Raw genomic sequence first — 18,265 nt, 5'->3', positions numbered from 1 at the left:
TTGCGACAGACTACTGGCACAGATCACATAAATAGTTTGGTCTCAATAAGCATTTATTCTCTACAACCCCCGTTTGCCGTACTATTCGGTCAATCAACAGGAACAAACTCCCAGCGTGCGGTAAGAGGAGAAACAACTCGTGGATAACCACTTAAGAACCAGAGGTTCATTTGAACAATGCTTGAGCACCAATGAAAACGGTGAACTTATAGCGTTGTATGATGATTTGGTACTCAGAAGTGTCTATCAACCTATATTTCGCGCTGATGGTTCCACTCTAGGCTTTGAAGCATTGGTTCGTGCAAATACGGTAAACGATGAACCTGTTTGCCCTGCTCATTTGTTTCGAGAGCTGGACATCGACCACCCACACTATCGCTCCCAAATAGATATCGACAGACTAGCCCGCGTTATCCATCTGCGGAATTTTGCGCCCTATGCAGGAGAACACGCCATATTTCTCAATATGCTCCCTTCCTCTGCGGTAGTCGCAATTGCAAAGTTTTCAAGCCAAAACCTCATGGTAAAACGTCTTGCTGAACTTGGTATTTCTCGGCAGCACGTCGTTTTAGAAGTTGTCGAGCATCTTCATGAAGATGTTCAGGCACTGGCGGTCGCATCTGCTCACTCTGTCCAAAATGGATTCCGCATTGCTATCGACGATTATGGTGTAAGTGGTTCACAAGAAACTCGTGTGCGCTCACTGAAACCCAGCATCCTAAAAATCGATCGTTCGCTTCTGCAAACCTACATGCAAGGAGAGACTCAACCTCTGCTAGATGGTATTGCTTTGGCAAAAGAGGTCTACGCGGAAGTCTTGGTCGAAGGGATTGAAAATGAAGCAGAATACGCCGCGATGAAAATGCTAGCTGTTGATTACTTTCAAGGATTCCATTTGGGTATGCCTCAACGCCTCTCAGATTATTTTCAACCTTCAAAGAAATCAGCGGTCACCACAGTCGCCCTCAGCTGATCGTTTTACCACTAGTAGATAATTACCTCTGGCAGGTCATTACCCCAAGTTGATAGATACCCTCAATCGAGGGTTTTAATACAAGAGTGGTTATATCTTGTTCGTTCGTTTTCTAATCCTCACAACCTTTTCCGTTGTCATCCGTAAAGTGCTAAAATCCCCGCCATATTAACGCCCAAGAGACGTCTATCAGTCACTTAAGTCATTTGACGCGGCGATAACACCGATTTATTAAGGCAATCATTTTTATGATTAACAACTCTATTCAGTGGTTCCCTGGCCACATGCACAAAGCCCGTAAAGAGATTGAAGAAGTCGTTCCTAAAATCGACGTCATCATTGAAGTTCTCGATGCACGGATTCCGTTCAGTAGTGAAAACCCGCTGATTCGACGCATTCGTAAAGACAAGCCCGTCATCAAAGTCTTGAATAAGCGTGATTTGGCAGACCCTGAAATGACCGCCATCTGGCTCGAGCACCTCGAGAAAGAACAAGGTGTGAAAGCGATGGCAATCACCACGGACAACGTAGGTGAAGTCAATAAAATCATGGATCTTTGTCGAAAGTTAGCACCTCACCGTGAAGACATGGGAAAAAGTATTCGCACCATGATCATGGGTATTCCGAATGTCGGCAAATCCACCATTATTAATACGCTAGCGGGCCGAGTTATCGCAAAAACTGGTAACCAACCTGCGGTCACTCGTCAGCAGCAACGCATTAACCTGCAAAATGGTGTGATACTTTCAGATACGCCGGGGATTTTATGGCCGAAAGTAGAAAACCCACACAGTGGTTTTCGTTTAGCTGCGACAGGTGCGGTAAAAGACACGGCAATGGAATACGATGAAGTCGCATTTTACACTGTTGAGTACCTTGCAAAAGCTTACCCTCAGCTACTGAAGAACCGTTACAACATCGAAGACTTACCAGATAGTGAAGTCGAGTTGATGGAAGCCATTGGCGAAAAGCGCGGTTGTTTACGAGCCGGTGGAAGAATTGACCTCCATAAAGCATCTGAAATTCTGATCAATGATCTCCGTAATGGCACGCTCGGTTTGATCACTCTTGAACACCCAGACATGATTGATAAAGAATTGGTCGAAGTAGAAGAAGCCGCTACGCTAAAAGCAGAGCAGAAAGCTAAAGTCAAAGAAGAACGCCGTAAGCGTTATTTGAAGAACAAACGCTAATTGCTGACGCCCTCGTACGCGAGGGCGATTGCACACCCCGCAAGACCATCGTCAAACCTCTCACCTTGTCATCGGTTATTCACCGTAAAACACCGTTATCCATTGTCGTCACGTCTCATTCCTACCCCACTTTACGCATAAAAGCTGTTCTATTCTGAGTTCAAACAAGAAATTACCCGATCAGATGACAGGACGACCTATGAACGAGCTTGCTTCAATTGCACAAATTGGTGTGCTAACTGACCCAACAACTCACGCAGAATTTTTAACCTTTGTGCTGAAAGACCAATGGCTTAATGTTGATGAAGTAGGTGATGCTTTATCTCAACTTCCGGGAATTGAAAAGTCCATCCGACAAAAAGATCCCACCGCAAATGTATCTGTCACCATCGGATTTTCAGCGAATGCTTGGCCACTGCTATTTCCTGACCTTCCCCTACCCACAGAACTTCATGTGTTTCCAGAAATGAAAGATGGACCAAGACATTTCCCTTCGACAGCCGGTGACATTTTCTTGATGGTGAAATCTGAACGCAAAGATCTTAATTTTCAAATCGCCAAATACACAGCAAAAGCCATCTCTGGCATCGCCGATTTGTCCGAAGATATTCAAGGCTATAAGTACCTTGATAATCGAGACATGATTGATTTTGTAGACGGGACTGAAAATCCGATTGATGAAGAACGTGTCGAGTCCGTTCTGATTGATGATGAAAACGATACCTATCTCGGTGGGAGCTATTTGGTGGTTCAACGTTACATTGACCGACAATCTTTATGGGATGACCAATCTACCGAGCACCAAGAGAAAGTCGTTGGTCGTACTAAAATGGATGACATTGAACTGAGTGACAATGAGAAACCTGCATGGGCACACAACAACAAAAGCAAAGTTGAAGTCGATGGCCAGGAAGTGAAAATGTTTCGACAGAATCGCCCCTATGGGAATGCCATTGAGCACGGCACTATGTTTGTGGGCTTTGCGAAAACCCCCACTATCATCGAAACGTCATTGACCCAAATGATCAATGCTGATGTAAACGGTGACTACGATCGCTTACTTGATTTTGTAGAAGCCAAAACAGGATCAAGTTACTTTGTTCCATCCCAGTCATTCATCGACGCACGTTTTGACGATTAACGAATACATGCAGTATCCACGTCTGCAAGAAGAAACGAAAAAGGCTGACGATATGTCAGCCTTTTAAATCACTATAGCGCAATTTGAACATGCAATTACATCACACACTCTTTCGCAGCTTTTGCTTTCTCAACGCCTTTATCAATAATAGATAACGCGTCTTCGCTACCAATAGAAGAAAGTACAGTATTTAGCAGTTTCTCTGCAGTGCTTTCTGAGGTTGCATCAACCAAACAACTGTATGCATTAGCGACTTGCTCTCTCACTTCAACAAGGGCTTGTGGGTCCGCAAAATCTGCATTCACCACTTCCTCAACGGACATCGCCAGCGCTTTCGCAGAATCAGCTGCATCACCAAATTGATCTAGGTTTAATTCGCCTAGATCTACGGATTCAATCTTCTGCTGAAGGCCATCTACCGCCTTGTTCGCTGCTTCTTGAGCCTGATCAATTGCCTTCGTCGCGTCTTCACAACCGGTCAACGTAAAAAGAAGCATCATGGCTGCTAGGGATTTTTTCATCATATTTGACCTCGAAAAGGCTATTCTTGTTCGCGAATCTTAATTCAATACCTGATGGCAAGGAACTGGAATAGCGTAACGAGGTATTATCTGTTGGTTTGTTAACCACAAATAGAACAAATAAATATCACATTAACTCTGTGACGCTTCGCTGACACATTTTCCTTTCACGTCGGTCAACGCCCATACACACACATCTTCATCAGTCAGCCTTTCAATCTTAGCGACAGAGAGTTGATAATTATTAGCATGGGACAAGAAACTAGGAAGGTAAGAAGCGATGGTTTCATTGCATGATAAATATAATCGTTTTTTCGTCTCTACCGCGATGTCCACAAGCTTAAGAAGATCTAACGGCTTCAATAGATGCGCATCGTCTACCGTAATGAATGCGCAATCACGGGCGATGATTTGACTCCATTCTTCCTCTGTAATACTGGTATCTCCACCACAATAGGCGATCTTAGCCTTGGAAACATCAATGAGAAAAGAAAGTCCTTCGTATTGCTCACACAAGAACCTCGTTTTATCAGTTCGGTTTGGGCCTACGATAAGGCTAATGTCGTGAAGTTTAAGTTGATGGCCTACCTTGTACCAGAGCATGCTTTCCCTATATGCAACTATGCGTGAATAATAAAAAGGTATCGTAGTTGTGCTTATCGTTCATGTCTATTTATATGAACTTTTTTCTACCGAAAGACAGACCTCACCACCGAGATACGTTCATTTCACTTATGAAGCAACACAACCCCGTGTTACTACCACACTCTAGTGTTTGATACCAACCGACAAGCGACATAATAAATATATATTTTTCAATGAATTAAAATATATACAAATAGAATGACCTAGCTCAAATTCTAGTAACACACATCTCATACCAGACGCGCCGATTGATTTAGATCAAAGAGCGGCTCACTCGAAAAGTGCTAAAAAACTAGGCATGGGCAAGATGAGCGATAGGGTCGCTCACCTATGTCTAACTAATAATTATTAACGTGAGTACCACGGAGAAACGAAATGACAAGTGCATTTTACATCCCTACAGTTAACCTAATGGGCGCAGGTTGCCTTACCGACGCTGCTGATGCGATTCAATCTCATGGTTTCAAGAACGGCTTAGTTGTAACCGACAAAATATTGAATGAAATTGGTGTCGTCGAAAAGGTCACCGCTTTACTTGCAGAACGTGGTGTAATGACTGCCATTTTTGATGGCACTCAACCAAACCCAACCATTGGGAACGTTGAGGCGGGTCTTGCAATACTAGAAGCGCATAACTGTGATTTTGTTATTTCACTAGGTGGTGGTTCGCCACATGATTGTGCGAAAGGTATCGCATTGGTGGCTGCAAATGGTGGGAAAATTGGCGACTATGAAGGTGTTGACCAATCGGCTAAAGCGCAACTTCCGCTAATTGCTATCAATACCACAGCCGGTACAGCGTCTGAAATGACCCGTTTCTGTATCATTACCGATGAAGAGCGACACATTAAAATGGCGATCGTGGATAAAAACACCACGCCATTGATTTCGGTGAATGACCCAGAACTCATGCTGGCTAAACCAAAATCTCTGACAGCAGCAACCGGTATGGATGCCTTAACGCACGCCGTTGAAGCTTACGTCTCAATTGCAGCTTCACCCATTACTGACGCTGTAGCAATTAAGGCAATTGAACTGATTCAAGCGCACCTGCGAACAGCAGTGAATGACGGACAAAACTTAGAAGCACGTGAGCAAATGGCTTACGCCCAATTCATGGCTGGCATGGCATTCAACAATGCTTCTTTGGGTTACGTCCATGCAATGGCTCACCAGCTCGGCGGGTTCTACGACTTACCACACGGCGTGTGCAATGCAGTCATTCTGCCACACGTTCAAAAATATAACGTGCAGGTATCAGCAAGCCGTTTACGTGATGTCGCTAAAGCAATGGGTGTTAACGTTGACAACTTATCCGCAGAACAAGGCGCTGAAGCTGCGATTGAAGCGATTCAAGTTCTGTCTAAGGACGTAGGTATTCCTGCAGGATTAGAAGCATTGGGCGTCAAAGCAGATGACTTCCCTGTACTGGCAGAAAATGCGCTAAAAGATGCTTGTGGTTTTACTAACCCTAAACAGGCAACCCACGAAGAAATCTGTGAGATTTTCCGTAGCGCAATGTAATACCAATTGGATTAAGTAGGTGGTCATAAATTTGCGCCGGGAAAATCGTCAAGAGCAAGGAAGATATTGCAGTAAGTAGTTATTCTACCTACAAAATATCTGACGCCGCTATTGTCGATTTTAACCAGCAAGAATGACCGAATATTTAATCAGATTGGTATAATACTCATTAGTGGTGTATTGCATGAACTAAAAAGGGCAGCGTTTATCGCTGCCCTTTCGTTATTATCATTTCAGCTGTTAATTACGACTGAAATTCTTCACCCGCCGCCGCAACGAATGCCATTTCAACCAAGTACTCTGGATCGGCAAGTTCCACTTTCACACACGCACGGCTTGGTGCTGTACCCGCTTCAAACCAGGCATCCCAAACTTCATTGAGCGCTGGAAGGTTTGCAAAATCGGTGATGTAGATGGTCACAGACAAGATGCGCGTCTTATCGCTTCCAACTGAAGCCAACATTTCTTCTGCTTGCTGCAGTACCTGCTCGGTTTGGCCTTTGATATCGGCACTTAAATCACTTTCTGGCACTTCAACAAAGTGTGCAATGCCGTTGAACACGGTAACATCTGACCAACGCTGGGTCGGGTTAATACGTTGAATTTTCATGATTCTCTATCTACGTAGTCTATTGAATGTAAGGAAAAACAAAGCCAGCACAATGCTGGCTTAATCAAAAACAGTATGTCGGTCTATCTATTTGGAGACGGCAACCAAAGCATCCGCTAAGTAATCAATACGTGATTCAGTCAAACCCGCAACATTGATTCGGCTATCACCAACCGCATAGATACCAAAGTCTTCTCTCAATTGGATCATCTGTTCTGGCGACATCGCCAACATTGAGAACATGCCTTTGTGCTCTTTGATGAAGTCAAAGCGGTTATCGCCAGTTCGAGTAGCAAGTGCTGCGCTCAAACCTTCCCTTAGAGATACAATTCGATGACGCATGCTATCTAACTCTTCACGCCACTGCTTAGTGAGTGCATCGCTAGTTAAAATGGTTTCAACAATCGCTGCACCATGATCAGGTGGCATAGTGTAGGTCGAGCGAGCCAACTGCAGAATACGGCCTTTAGCATTAGTCGCTTCTTTTGCATTTTTGCCTATAACAATTGCCGCGCCAGTGCGCTCGCGATAAAGGCCAAAGTTCTTTGAACAAGATGTCGCAATCAGCATCTCTTCTACAGAATCAGCCAAAAGACGAAGTCCATAACCGTCTTCTTCTAACCCTTCACCAAAACCTTGGTAAGCAATATCAACAAAAGGGGTAAAACCGTTCTTCTGCGCCAATTCATTGATGGCTTGCCAATGCTCCGCACGAATATCCGCACCCGTTGGGTTGTGGCAACAACCGTGCAGAAGCACGACATCATCTGGGCCCGCAGCGCTGAGCGCTTCCAACATAGCTTCAGGATTAACCTGTTTTGTAACAGCATCAAAATACGGGTAAAACTTAACGTGTAAGCCCGCAGCTTCCATCACCGGTTTATGGTTCACATAACTCGGGTCAGTGATCCACACCGTTGTAACAGGCTTTGCGAGATACATAAGATCGCCCAGCATACGAAGCGCACCGCTCGCACCTGGTGTTTGAACCGTTGCACAACGAGAATACCCGTCAGTCCCCTTTAGAAGGAGGTCTGTCATAACTTGATTAAACGTTTCGTTGCCGGCAAGTCCCACATAGCTTTTTGTGGTCTGAGAATCGGCCAGTTGCTGCTGTGCAGTTTTAACTGCCTGCATAATAGGCGTGTTACCTTGGCTGTCTTTATATACGCCGATGCCAAGGTCCATTTTATCCGCACGAGTATCTCCGCGAAATGCAATGGAAAGAGACAAAATGGGGTCTTGTTGCGCCGGAGAAAGCAGATCTAACATGGAATAACATCCTTATTTAACGGCAATAATTACGTACCTTACCCAAAGACAGACATGGTGAAAACAAAAAAACGCGATGATAGGCCATGCCCTTGTCATTATTGGTTTACGGCGGTTTACGGTTTAGGTTGAACGTATTTTCGACTCACATCTACGAGCGCGGTATTTTTTAAATATGTTCGCCCAAGGAGCACGGGGAAATTGAGGTGTTAACGATCGCGCAGTGTAAATTCTGTTTCCATGGTGACGTCGCCAATCGTGATCGGCATACTCACGACATATCGACGCTCATAGCCTTCAGAACTGGATTGAATAATTTTTACTGTTCGTACTACTGCCCTTTCAATCAGCGCACTTTGACCTTGCTGATGAGCTAAACGAAACTTCACCCATTTTTTTCCATCACGCTCGAATGGTTCAATATCAACCGCACTGATTGATGATGTTGTCGCACCCGTATCAACACGAGCCTTAGCAACAACCCCAAGATCGTCGATTCTAACCCACTCCTTTTCACCCATTATCATTTTGCCATTTGGCGCATGTTCAAAAACAGGAGACGCGATATCCGTTGCTGCATGACACAAAGGAAGAAAAACAAGACCAAAGAGCAAGGCGGCAATTTGATACTTCAAGGCTGCACTCCTTAAAAAATGAACAAAAAGTGATGTACCCGAATGATAATTTCGATTGATACCTTCACGAAGGTGAAGACGACGCTTTACGGTACGTGAATCATACCTATCGCTCAACAAAAAACGCCGCTAAGCGGCGTTTTTTGTTGATAGTAAACGTGATCGAATGATCGATCCAAAGTCAGCATCTAACTCTATGAATAACTTGATTACTGCTGCCTCGCCAAGGTAACGACGGGTCGGCAAGATCTTTTTCGAACTTGCCATCGACTAAAACGTCAACCAAGGCAACAATCGTTTTTTGTTCTTCAGATAAATTGGCTAATTCGTAACCCGTCCACAGCCAAATATCTTTACCTTCACATTCGGAACGAACACGCTTCACTAACGCCAATACCGCTTGAACGTTTGCAGGGTGAAGCGGATCACCTCCGCTCAACGACAAACCTCGACGTTTGATACGTGTGTCGTTGAGATCTGAGATAACACGATCTTCCATCTGCTTATCGAACACTTGACCCGAACTTAATGACCAAGTGCTTTGGTTGTAACAACCACGGCATTGATGCTCACAGCCAGCAACAAATAAGGTGCAGCGCGTCCCTTCGCCATTAACAACATCAACTGGATAATACTGATGGAAGTTCATTTTCAAACCTTACATGTGCTTAACACGACGTTGCACTTCTTCCTGTTTACCATCATTGAATGGACGCGCATCTGGGCTGCCAAGGTATCCGCAGACACGGCGAGTCACAGACACTTTGGTTGAGTCGTGGTTACCACAACTTGGGCAAACAAAGCCTTTGCTTGAGCAATCAAATTCACCGGTAAAACCACATTCGTAGCATTCATCAATCGGCGTATTGGTACCGTAGTAAGGTACGCGTTCGTAGCTGTAGTCCCACACATTTTCTAACGCTTCAACGTTATGCTGAATGTTGGGGTACTCGCCGTAACAAATGAACCCACCATTGGCAACTTCAGGGTAAGGCATTTCAAAATCAATTTTATCGTACGGATTGACCGCTTTTTCCACATCAAGGTGGAAACTGTTGGTGTAGTAACCTTTGTCCGTTACACCATCCACCACACCAAACTCTTTCGCATCAATCTTACAGAAGCGACTACATAGGTTCTCGCTCGGTGTACTGTACAGGCTGAAACCGTAACCTGTTTCTTCTTTCCAACTATCGGTTTTGGCTTTGAGGTACTTAACCACATCTAAAGCTTTCTGACGCAATACTTCAGAGTCGTAAACATGCTCTTCGGTGCCATACAAAGCGTTGATCGTTTCGTGAATACCGATATAACCCAATGAAATCGAAGCGCGACCATTTTTGAAGATCTCACTAACATCATCGTCTGGGTTCAAGCGAACACCGCACGCTCCTTCCATATAAAGGATGGGGGCAACACGTGCTTTCACGCCTCGCAGTCGGTCGATACGAGAATCCAACCCTTCGCGGGCGATATCCAACACTTCGTCCAACAGAGAGTAGAAGCTCTCTTCACTTCCGTTTGCACGAAGAGCGATACGAGGCAGGTTAATACTCACCACACCAATGTTGTTGCGGCCTTCATGCACTAACTTGCCATTCTCTTCATAGTCAGACAAGAAGCTACGACAACCCATTGGGGTTTTAAACGACCCTGTCACTTCAACCACGCGATCATAGTTTAGAATGTCTGGATACATGCGCTTTGACGCACATTCAAGCGCTAGCTGCTTAATGTCGTAGTTTGGCTCGCCATTCTTGAGGTTTAGGCCCGCTTTAACGCTGAATACCAGCTTAGGGAATACTGCGGTTTTACGGTTTTTACCCAAACCTTCAATACGATTACGCAAAATCGATTGTTGAATCAAACGTGCTGACCACGACTCACCTAAGCCAAAACCGAAGGTCACGAATGGTGTCTGTCCGTTTGCCGTATGCAAGGTATTCACTTCATACTCGAGCGATTGGAATGCGTCGTGACATTCTTTTTCTGTACGGGCAGCCGCATAGCTTTCCGCATCAGCGATGTTCCACTCACGTGCAACCATCAGGTGTTTTTCGTAGCTGATCTCAACGTAAGGAGCGAGCACTTCATCGATACGATTTATCGTTGTGCCACCATAAATGTGAGAGGCGACTTGGGCGATGATCTGAGCAGTCACAGCTGTCGCTGTCTGGATAGATTTCGGCGTATCAATTTCCGCATTACCCATTTTGAAACCATGGGTCAGCATGTTTTCAAGATCGACAAGCATGCAGTTGAACATGGGGAAGAATGGCGCATAGTCCAAATCGTGATAGTGGATATCCCCTTGGTCATGTGCTCGAACAACGTCTTTCGGCAGCATGTACTGCTTGGCGTAGTGCTTGGCAACAATACCGGCCAGCAAGTCACGCTGCGTTGGGATAACTTTACTGTCTTTGTTCGCATTCTCGTTGAGGATGTCAGAGTTCGTCTGTTCCACCAATCCGCGAATTTCATGACTCAGGCGACTTTTCTTTTCACGCGCACTATCACGATCATGACGGTACTCAATGTAAGCGCGTGCAACTGCCTTATACGGCCCCGCCATAAGATGGTTTTCTACCGCATCTTGTATTTGATGGATATCCACTTCATCGTTACGCATGACTTGCGCAAGAACACCATCTGCTACTGCTGCTGCATAAGCTTGATCCATGTCTTCTACTGCTTGCGCGGCTCGAATCACTGCATCTTCGATACGTTGGCGCTGAAAAGGTACGCGGGCTCCATCGCGTTTGATGACAACAGGTTTCACAAATAGCTCCTCAAGGAATCACCCTTCAATTCAAGGGACAAATGCTGCTCTCACTTAATATAAAGAAGAGCATCACATCGGAAAAACGGCGTTAACCTGACCATGTACAAAACACGTCATTCACAACATTTGGGTGGTATCGAACAAAGCTTCTTCGCTAAAACAATCGACTACACACAATTGTGAAGGACGTCAAGAAATACCAAATATGGACAGAAATCTAACGAGCACTACAATATGTGGTGCATTAGACCGTCGAGGCGCGATCGATACATTGATTTAGATCATGGCACGAGGGGATGCGATTTTTATCTATTCGATTAATGGGGCAAAACGTCAAGAAATGAAAAAAGGCTGTAAAAAAGTGCAACAGGGGGCGCAAAAATGCTAAGCACAAAAAACATCGCATACTGTATGCTCTACTATCCAACTGATAGCCAATTTCTTCAACAGTTCCAGTCTGGATGACTTGGAGGTTATTACTAGTTCGTTGATTGGAACAATACGAGAATATAACTCTGGATATGTCTTCGCTTCACTCACCATCACTCGCGGTTAACAGCATCACTCAAACTTATAGAGTGTTTCAGCACCTTTTCTTTTTGTGCCTACTATTTTTCGCTTTTATGCCGCTTCCTTCGTATGCGAGTTTGACGCTAGCTACATGGAACATGGAGTGGCTATCTGACAAAGGTGATCGAGTTCAAGGCAAGAGAGCGGCTGAAGATTACCTCATGATGCAAACCGTCGCTTCTGTCATTGATGCTGACCTTATTGCATTTCAAGAAGTGGACGGTCCAGAGCCCTTATCCAAAGTCCTCGATCCTCTCAAATATGACTTTTACTTCTCCGACCGAGTGAAGCGCTATAAACGTAGTCGAGGTAGTAATCAGTTTACTGGTTGGGCAGTAAAAAAGGGTGTTGAAGTCATCGACCACAAAGACTACCAACCACTCGGTTTACCGACTTTTCTTTCTGGTGGCGATCTTCGCTACGGCGCCTATATTGAAGTGCTGAGAGAAAATGAGCCTTCACTGCATCTACTTTCGATTCATCTCAAATCTGGCTGTTTCGAGAAAGCTGTACGCCGAAACAATAGCTGTAAAAAGCTGGACCGACAGATTGAGGCACTGGCGATATGGATCAATGCCAAACACAAACTTGGCCAAGAATTTATCATTGCAGGTGACTTTAACCATTATTTAAACGAGCGTAACGAATGGGCTTGGAAGCAACTGCTAGACCAAACAGAGCCAAACTCATTGATTAACCTGTCTGCGTCAACACCAGCAAAATGCAAAGCGAGAAAATTCAATTATCGCACTAAACGCTGGGAGCATGTTGTATATCAGAAACTGATCGATCATATCATTGCCAGTCCAGGCGCTATCGACAAGCAATTCCCTCCCGAGGCGAAACAATATAAGTATTCGTATCACGCTGTGGCGACCTACCGACTTTCAGACCATTGCCCAGTCATTGTAGATTTATAACCAATTGCATTGAACTGGCGTCAAATGCTCAGAAACTCTCTTTATTACGCAAAGCTCATTCGCCTTTGACGCTTTACTGACAAAACCGCTAATACCCTGTGCCATCCTGCAGAAACTTTACCAAGATGGACTTTTTCATGCGCTTTCTAACCATCCCTTTTGTTGCTTCCACCCTATTCTTTTCAGTTCAAGCTCTTGCCAAGCCAGAGCTTGCCCCTGCGGCTCTACTCGACTTCGGTCATTACGAAAAAGTAGATGAACGTGTGATTTATGGCGACATACAGCAAAACATTCTTGTGTTGGCTGAAAGAAACACTTCTGAGTCAGACGCTGACTTATTTGTGATTGATGAAATCAACGAGGATATTGAACTCAACCTGCTCATAGTGACGGTGTCACTTTATAACGAACTCGATAATGGATTTGTCATGCGCTAAAAGGCTGTTGTGCATCTAAGCGACAAACCATCATCTTCAGTTAGTTTGAGCACTCAGTTCTGGTACACTTCAAACACGAAAAGGACAACGTTAAAGAAGCAATGATTACTGGTACTTTGAGCAAAATGAAAAGTTCGCTAGAAAGCGGCGTACAATACTCTCTGCCTATAGGGGAAGACGACGTTGCGTTGAACGCATTGATCGGAAAATCACTCACCCTAACTTACACTGGCAAGATCTACTGCGATGCTTGCGGTAACAAAACCAATAAGAGCTTTAGCCAAGGGCACTGTTTTCCATGTACACGTAAGCTTGCTCGCTGCGATATGTGTATTTTGAAACCTGAGACTTGCCACTTTGCTGAAGGCACATGCCGTGAACCCGAATGGGGTGAGCAATTTTGCATGACAGACCATGTGGTTTACCTGTCCAACACCTCTGGTCTAAAGGTAGGAATTACCCGAGCGAGTCAAATACCAACCCGCTGGGTCGACCAAGGTGCAACCCAAGCCTTACCTATATTGAAGGTAAAAACCCGACAACTTTCTGGTTTGGTTGAAATCGCTATTGCCGAATTCCTTGCTGACAAGACGAATTGGCGAGCCATGCTGAAAGGCGATAACGACGATATAGACTTAAAAGAAGAAGCGCGTCGTTTACTGCCAAAAATCGATGCAAAGATCTTTAGCCTACGCCTGCAATATGGCTTTGATGCTGTTGAGCCTGTTCAACATGACATTATCGACATTCGTTATCCCGTGGAAGAGCATCCAACGAAGATTACCTCGCTCAATTTTGATAAAGAGCCCGTCGTTTCAGGTGTCTTAAAAGGTATTAAAGGCCAATACCTGATTTTTGATACTGGCGTGATCAATGTTCGTAAATTTACTGGTTACGAGATAACCGCAACCTATTAGCGCTTGACCTGCTTTCAGCCTGAATACAAAAGCGCCGCAACGACAATGTTGCGGCGCTTTTTGTTATTTATCTTTGCTCGGCTGTTATACCCAAACTACACCCAAGTCTCCTGAATAGAGATCGTCGATGCTAACGCTTATTCTAGGCCAATCTCAAACGTCTTACCGCCCCAGCCATGAACACTATCTCGGGCTTCCACAATCACTTCGGTCACGCCTTCAGGCACTGAAACACCAGATAAGCTTCTCGTAAAGGGTTGCTCGTTTTCATGGGGATGAAGAAGCTCCCTGACACCCAACACATCACCTTCTTTCGTCACCACTCGCCAAGCGTTCGCATAGTGATCCCACCCTTCGTCAGCGTGGGCTACGGTGGCAGAAAATCTGTAAAATTCACCCGATTTGGTTGCCGTGGCGTTTACGACATCTGCTTCGCCAGCAACCGAGTACGATGACATGATGGTCAACATCAGTGCCAATTTCATTGTCCAGATCGTTGATTTGATCACCGAACTCTCCTATCCATGATTGCCAGTATATTTTGTAAAAACAGCGCCTATCGCTTCAACGCAATGCCTGTCGCGTGACTCACAGCTTCCATATTTTCTTCATTGCCCAATGAAATGCTCCAATTGACTGAACCACCATTGGCGATAAGCATACAAGGCACAGCGAGTAAGCTAATGTCATCGGTCTGAGCCTGCAGCGTTATTCTATTTTGTTCCAGTTTCACCATCACTTCGTGCATCGTCGCGACAACTCGGGCACCCGGAATCGTAATGACCATTATCTATTTCCCTTTGTGCTGCAACACAGCCATGGTTAAACGGCTAGTGCAAACGAGACGATCACGATCGTCAACTATTTCAATCTGCCACACTTGAGTGGTTGCACCTAGGTGAATGGGGGTTGCCTTGCCAACTACCTGCCCCGAGCGCATCGCCCGAATATGGTTGGCATTAATATCTAGACCGACGCAGTACTTATTTTCTTCCACACACATGTTCGCAGCTAACGATCCAAGCGTTTCCGCCAATACCACCGAAGCACCACCATGTAACATGCCGAGAGGTTGATGAGTTCGAGAGTCCACAGGCATAGTGCCTGTTAAGCTGTGTTCATCAAATGCCGTGTATTGAATGCCCAGGTGTTCAACCAAGGTATTGGCAGAGGTCGCGTTGAGACCCTCAAGGGAAATGTTTTTTTTCCAAATAGCCACAAGCGCTCCTTAATGTGTTTAACAATGCTTTCCTCACCCATTATCGTCAGTTACTAAGGTGAGAGCTACGCTTTACTGTATAAATCTGAAAGACCGATTCGTGACTTTTTCCTATAAAGGTTGAGTCCGATCGGTAAATACGTTTAGCAAATTCACTCCACACCTTGCCTCGGTTGACAGTCATATTACAATGTCGCTCGATTAGCCTAACAAAGTGAATAATCTAGGTCAGAAATGAACTTGAAGCCCAATGCACTTAAACCCCAATGCACTTTGGGGGTTCGAGTAATTGATACGTTTAGGTTGAAGGAATTGGCTTCGCGATAAGGACATAACCGTGAAATTTAACACAGTAAAAACTACTCTTGCCACAGCCCTACTCAGCATTGTCATGGGTTGCACCACTTCACCAACGGGACGCAGCCAGCTGATCTTGGTTTCGGGCAGCGAAATGGCAACCTTGGGCAGCCAATCATTTTCTGATCTCAAAGGGACAGAAAAGATCAGTACCGATAAACAAACCAATCAGTATGTGCAGTGTGTCACTGATGCCATATTAGAAGTCACCCCACCACAACCAGATTTTGAACAATGGGAAGTTGTGGTATTTGATAGCGATCAAGTCAATGCTTTCGCGCTTCCTGGCGGAAAAATTGGTGTGTATACCGGGCTGTTGAAGGTCGCTGAAAACCAAGACCAACTCGCGTCGGTTATCGGACATGAAATTGGTCACGTGATGGCAAATCATGGCAGCGAGCGCGTTTCAAGTTCAGTCGCAACCAACAGCGCACTACAAATTACCAGCATCGCGCTTGGCGTATCGGGCACAGCCAATTCGGATTTGATTCTGGCAGGCTTAGGACTTGGCGTAAATGTGGGTGTTTTGCTTCCGTTTAGCCGTGCCCATGAATCTGAATCAGATCTTATCGGTGTTCAACTCATGAATGAAGCGGGTTTTGACCCACAGGGCAGCGTAGACCTCTGGAAGAACATGGCTGCAGCTTCAGAAGGAGCACCACCAGAACTGCTGTCCACTCACCCTGGACATGACACCCGCATTGATGATTTGAATGCAGCAATTCTTCAACTTCCAGCGCAATCTCGCAACGCGCCCAACTGTGGAAAACCTAACCTCTAAGCGTTGTAAGGCGAATCGCTCAGAGCCAGTCACACAAGTCTCCCCCCCCCCCCAATAATAAAAGAAAAAGCCAGCACTTCGAGGTGCTGGCTTTTTCTTTATATATCAAACTTATCTAAGGATATTTTCTATTTAAGGGCAAAGGCCGCTTGTCTATTTAGAGAGACGTCTATTTAGAGAGACGTCTACCGATTTGCTAACGCCTCTCCGGTCACATCCGCCACCGATATAAACATATGCTGCACTTCACCACGCAGGTTCACCATCGGGTTCAAGGTGACATTTTGATACATGAAGTTTGCTTGCCCTGTGATCGGGCGAACATTACGACAATGAAACAGATATGGTCTCTGTTTCCATACCACAAAGCTTCGACACTTCAGTTCAAATACTGGGCGGCACTTTGCACGAAACCAGTCTTCCGAAATTTCAGGGAATACCTCAAACAGCGACTTGCCCTGAACCTTATTTGGATGTTTGCCAGTGTGGTGAACCATGAAACCATTCCACATATGAATGGTATAGTCACGATCAACAACAATCAGTCCCATGTCGATATTCTGCACCATATCGACCATCCAGTTGAACTGTTCAAATTCTGGTGAGTCAATCATGGCTAGTCCTCATCATCCATCAGATAAGCAAGTTTGGCATCCAACAATGGCAGAGAGTCGTCAACCAACAGCAGCAACAGGTCGCACTTAATATTCGTGCCATCGATGGCATAACTCACTTCAATCGTCACGGTTCGCTTCCAAGTACCGTGCATACCTTCCATCAATTTATCAACGGCAAGGTGCTGACCAATAATTGCGGGGTAGCTTTGCGCAAAAACCAAACCTGCTTGTTCACCCATACCGGATAGAAACGCGCTAATCAGTACGTTGCTCACGTCCACCAGCAGTTCTAGCTCGTTGTCGACGCTACCGTCATCAGGGTAATTTAATGTAGTCAGCAGATCTTTCATCGAAGAATCGGAGATAAGCATCAATGCTTCACCAGCGATCCCTTCGCCACTAAAGCCTTGGCAGATACCTGATATATTGTCATTAGCTGCAAGGTGCTTGATTGTCATGACCAGTTCGCTGACCTCAAACACATTCACGTGTGGCAGAGGCATGTGCACGAAAACATCAAAGTAACGCGCAAGCGAATCGGCGGCTCGGCCCATCGCAACATTCACCACTTCCATGTACATTTCGCGCCGACCTATCTTTAGATCTTGCAGCGGTTTGGCAGCAGCGGCCGCTTCAGCCGCAGTGTCAGATTTGAATGGTGCGAGGATCTCATTTAGTACAGCAGGGCTGGTAGGCTTTTGAACGAACGCGCGCGCACCTAGAGCCATCACTTTTTCTTGTGCTTTCGGTTGTATATCTCCCGAAACAACAAAAACGGGGACAGTGATGTTGGCTTCGCGCATTGCTTCTAACGTCTCATACCCGTCCAAAACTGGCATGGTCAGGTCAAGAAACATGACGTCAAAGGTGTTAGCGCTCAGCTGTTCGATGGCGATTTGCCCATTCTCGGCAAATGTCACCTCAGCATTGATAAACGAAGGCAGTGAACGCGCCAATTGTTTTCGCGCTAAAGCAGAGTCATCAGTGATCAATACTCGGGTTGTCAATGTATCTACCCCTACGGTCCGATTATTGTTGATGCTGAACACATCTAAGAAAACAAGGTTGCAGAATATAACGCAATTTTAAAGCCCTTGTCTTAGGTTTGTTACGATACATTGATAAGCATAGTGCCAGTTGAATGTTTTATC

The 18,265-nt window shown here is 45.3% G+C and carries 19 protein-coding genes and 1 pseudogene; 8 read left to right on the top strand and 12 right to left on the bottom strand.

Annotated features, from left to right (window positions below):
• Nucleotides 1-139: 139 nt before the first annotated feature.
• The 3 genes from LRP50_RS03120 to LRP50_RS03110 all read left to right on the top strand — a co-directional run bounded on the left by LRP50_RS03120 (nucleotide 140) and on the right by LRP50_RS03110 (nucleotide 3,307).
• Nucleotides 140-973: an EAL domain-containing protein gene (locus LRP50_RS03120; protein ID WP_274163035.1), complete on the top strand. Its 834-nt coding sequence runs from the start codon at nucleotides 140-142 to the stop codon at nucleotides 971-973.
• Between the two features lie 248 nt (nucleotides 974-1,221).
• Nucleotides 1,222-2,166 (top strand): ribosome biogenesis GTPase YlqF, encoded by a 945-nt coding sequence (ylqF, locus tag LRP50_RS03115; RefSeq protein ID WP_274163034.1) that lies wholly within the window; start codon nucleotides 1,222-1,224, stop codon nucleotides 2,164-2,166.
• Between the two features lie 199 nt (nucleotides 2,167-2,365).
• Nucleotides 2,366-3,307 (top strand): Dyp-type peroxidase, encoded by a 942-nt coding sequence (locus LRP50_RS03110; RefSeq protein WP_274163033.1) that lies wholly within the window; start codon nucleotides 2,366-2,368, stop codon nucleotides 3,305-3,307.
• 95 nt (nucleotides 3,308-3,402) lie between these two features.
• Here LRP50_RS03110 and LRP50_RS03105 read toward each other — a convergent pair whose 3' ends face one another.
• Entirely contained in the window at nucleotides 3,403-3,828 is a 426-nt protein-coding gene (locus tag LRP50_RS03105) for a hypothetical protein (protein WP_274163032.1), read from the bottom strand.
• A gap of 132 nt (nucleotides 3,829-3,960) precedes the next feature.
• Complete coding sequence (locus tag LRP50_RS03100) at nucleotides 3,961-4,431, bottom strand: hypothetical protein (RefSeq protein WP_274163031.1); 471 nt, start codon at nucleotides 4,429-4,431, stop codon at nucleotides 3,961-3,963.
• Between the two features lie 417 nt (nucleotides 4,432-4,848).
• Between LRP50_RS03100 and yiaY the strand changes: the two genes are divergently transcribed.
• Nucleotides 4,849-5,997 (top strand): L-threonine dehydrogenase, encoded by a 1,149-nt coding sequence (yiaY, locus tag LRP50_RS03095; protein ID WP_274163030.1) that lies wholly within the window; start codon nucleotides 4,849-4,851, stop codon nucleotides 5,995-5,997.
• A gap of 244 nt (nucleotides 5,998-6,241) precedes the next feature.
• Here the strand turns inward: yiaY and LRP50_RS03090 are convergent, their stop codons facing one another.
• The 5 genes and pseudogenes from LRP50_RS03090 to nrdD form a co-directional block, all read right to left on the bottom strand.
• On the bottom strand, nucleotides 6,242-6,607 hold the full coding sequence (locus tag LRP50_RS03090; protein ID WP_274163029.1) for a RidA family protein: 366 nt from the start codon (nucleotides 6,605-6,607) through the stop codon (nucleotides 6,242-6,244).
• An 87-nt stretch (nucleotides 6,608-6,694) separates the two neighbouring features.
• Nucleotides 6,695-7,879, bottom strand: a complete 1,185-nt coding sequence (locus tag LRP50_RS03085; protein ID WP_274163028.1) for an amino acid aminotransferase — start codon at nucleotides 7,877-7,879, stop codon at nucleotides 6,695-6,697.
• Nucleotides 7,880-7,995: 116 nt separating this feature from the next.
• A pseudogene (locus LRP50_RS03080) lies at nucleotides 7,996-8,466 on the bottom strand (ATP-dependent zinc protease family protein).
• Between the two features lie 229 nt (nucleotides 8,467-8,695).
• On the bottom strand, nucleotides 8,696-9,163 hold the full coding sequence (gene nrdG / locus LRP50_RS03075; RefSeq protein ID WP_274163027.1) for an anaerobic ribonucleoside-triphosphate reductase-activating protein: 468 nt from the start codon (nucleotides 9,161-9,163) through the stop codon (nucleotides 8,696-8,698).
• Between the two features lie 9 nt (nucleotides 9,164-9,172).
• On the bottom strand, nucleotides 9,173-11,293 hold the full coding sequence (gene nrdD, locus LRP50_RS03070) for an anaerobic ribonucleoside-triphosphate reductase (protein ID WP_274163026.1): 2,121 nt from the start codon (nucleotides 11,291-11,293) through the stop codon (nucleotides 9,173-9,175).
• Nucleotides 11,294-11,964: 671 nt separating this feature from the next.
• On the opposite strand from nrdD, the gene LRP50_RS03065 reads away from it, so the two are divergent.
• The 3 genes from LRP50_RS03065 to LRP50_RS03055 all read left to right on the top strand — a co-directional run bounded on the left by LRP50_RS03065 (nucleotide 11,965) and on the right by LRP50_RS03055 (nucleotide 14,140).
• Nucleotides 11,965-12,786 (top strand): endonuclease/exonuclease/phosphatase family protein, encoded by an 822-nt coding sequence (locus tag LRP50_RS03065; protein ID WP_274163025.1) that lies wholly within the window; start codon nucleotides 11,965-11,967, stop codon nucleotides 12,784-12,786.
• A 137-nt stretch (nucleotides 12,787-12,923) separates the two neighbouring features.
• The gene (locus LRP50_RS03060) at nucleotides 12,924-13,223 is read left to right on the top strand and encodes a hypothetical protein (RefSeq protein ID WP_274163024.1); all 300 of its coding nucleotides are present in this window, start codon (nucleotides 12,924-12,926) and stop codon (nucleotides 13,221-13,223) included.
• 101 nt (nucleotides 13,224-13,324) lie between these two features.
• A complete protein-coding gene (locus tag LRP50_RS03055) occupies nucleotides 13,325-14,140 on the top strand; it encodes a DUF2797 domain-containing protein (RefSeq protein WP_274163023.1) in 816 nt (271 codons plus the stop codon).
• Between the two features lie 137 nt (nucleotides 14,141-14,277).
• On the opposite strand, the gene LRP50_RS03050 is transcribed toward LRP50_RS03055, so the two are convergent.
• The 3 genes from LRP50_RS03050 to LRP50_RS03040 are packed head-to-tail and all read right to left on the bottom strand — an operon-like array spanning nucleotide 14,278 to nucleotide 15,359.
• A complete protein-coding gene (locus LRP50_RS03050) occupies nucleotides 14,278-14,649 on the bottom strand; it encodes a hypothetical protein (RefSeq protein ID WP_274163022.1) in 372 nt (123 codons plus the stop codon).
• Nucleotides 14,650-14,696: 47 nt separating this feature from the next.
• On the bottom strand, nucleotides 14,697-14,927 hold the full coding sequence (locus tag LRP50_RS03045; RefSeq protein ID WP_274163021.1) for a DUF3389 family protein: 231 nt from the start codon (nucleotides 14,925-14,927) through the stop codon (nucleotides 14,697-14,699).
• 3 nt (nucleotides 14,928-14,930) lie between these two features.
• Nucleotides 14,931-15,359 carry a hotdog fold thioesterase gene (locus LRP50_RS03040; protein ID WP_274163020.1) on the bottom strand — a complete coding sequence of 143 codons (429 nt, stop codon included), beginning with the start codon at nucleotides 15,357-15,359 and terminating at the stop codon, nucleotides 14,931-14,933.
• Nucleotides 15,360-15,696: 337 nt separating this feature from the next.
• Here LRP50_RS03040 and LRP50_RS03035 point away from each other — a divergent pair, with 337 nt between their 5' ends.
• Nucleotides 15,697-16,497, top strand: coding sequence for a M48 family metallopeptidase (locus tag LRP50_RS03035; protein WP_274163019.1), 801 nt, complete (start codon nucleotides 15,697-15,699; stop codon nucleotides 16,495-16,497).
• A gap of 185 nt (nucleotides 16,498-16,682) precedes the next feature.
• Here the strand turns inward: LRP50_RS03035 and LRP50_RS03030 are convergent, their stop codons facing one another.
• Nucleotides 16,683-17,111, bottom strand: a complete 429-nt coding sequence (locus tag LRP50_RS03030; RefSeq protein ID WP_274163018.1) for a PAS domain-containing protein — start codon at nucleotides 17,109-17,111, stop codon at nucleotides 16,683-16,685.
• Between the two features lie 2 nt (nucleotides 17,112-17,113).
• Entirely contained in the window at nucleotides 17,114-18,121 is a 1,008-nt protein-coding gene (locus LRP50_RS03025; RefSeq protein WP_274163017.1) for a response regulator, read from the bottom strand.
• Nucleotides 18,122-18,265: the final 144 nt, after the last annotated feature.

The sequence above is a fragment of the Enterovibrio gelatinilyticus genome (assembly GCF_028683095.1).
GTDB classification, from domain to species: domain Bacteria; phylum Pseudomonadota; class Gammaproteobacteria; order Enterobacterales; family Vibrionaceae; genus Enterovibrio; species Enterovibrio gelatinilyticus.
The sequence above is the reverse complement of the archived record's forward strand: the minus strand, read 5'-3'. Positions and strand labels throughout refer to the sequence as shown.

Coding starts and splice junctions, on each gene's coding strand:
- LRP50_RS03090 (WP_274163029.1), bottom strand. CDS start 6,607: ATGAAAATTCAACGTATTAACCCGACCCAGCGTTGGTCAGATGTTACC.
- nrdG (WP_274163027.1), bottom strand. CDS start 9,163: ATGAACTTCCATCAGTATTATCCAGTTGATGTTGTTAATGGCGAAGGG.
- LRP50_RS03060 (WP_274163024.1), top strand. CDS start 12,924: ATGCGCTTTCTAACCATCCCTTTTGTTGCTTCCACCCTATTCTTTTCA.
- yiaY (WP_274163030.1), top strand. CDS start 4,849: ATGACAAGTGCATTTTACATCCCTACAGTTAACCTAATGGGCGCAGGT.
- LRP50_RS03105 (WP_274163032.1), bottom strand. CDS start 3,828: ATGAAAAAATCCCTAGCAGCCATGATGCTTCTTTTTACGTTGACCGGT.
- LRP50_RS03055 (WP_274163023.1), top strand. CDS start 13,325: ATGATTACTGGTACTTTGAGCAAAATGAAAAGTTCGCTAGAAAGCGGC.
- LRP50_RS03045 (WP_274163021.1), bottom strand. CDS start 14,927: ATGGTCATTACGATTCCGGGTGCCCGAGTTGTCGCGACGATGCACGAA.
- ylqF (WP_274163034.1), top strand. CDS start 1,222: ATGATTAACAACTCTATTCAGTGGTTCCCTGGCCACATGCACAAAGCC.
- LRP50_RS03110 (WP_274163033.1), top strand. CDS start 2,366: ATGAACGAGCTTGCTTCAATTGCACAAATTGGTGTGCTAACTGACCCA.
- LRP50_RS03030 (WP_274163018.1), bottom strand. CDS start 17,111: ATGATTGACTCACCAGAATTTGAACAGTTCAACTGGATGGTCGATATG.
- LRP50_RS03065 (WP_274163025.1), top strand. CDS start 11,965: ATGGAGTGGCTATCTGACAAAGGTGATCGAGTTCAAGGCAAGAGAGCG.
- LRP50_RS03100 (WP_274163031.1), bottom strand. CDS start 4,431: ATGCTCTGGTACAAGGTAGGCCATCAACTTAAACTTCACGACATTAGC.
- LRP50_RS03085 (WP_274163028.1), bottom strand. CDS start 7,879: ATGTTAGATCTGCTTTCTCCGGCGCAACAAGACCCCATTTTGTCTCTT.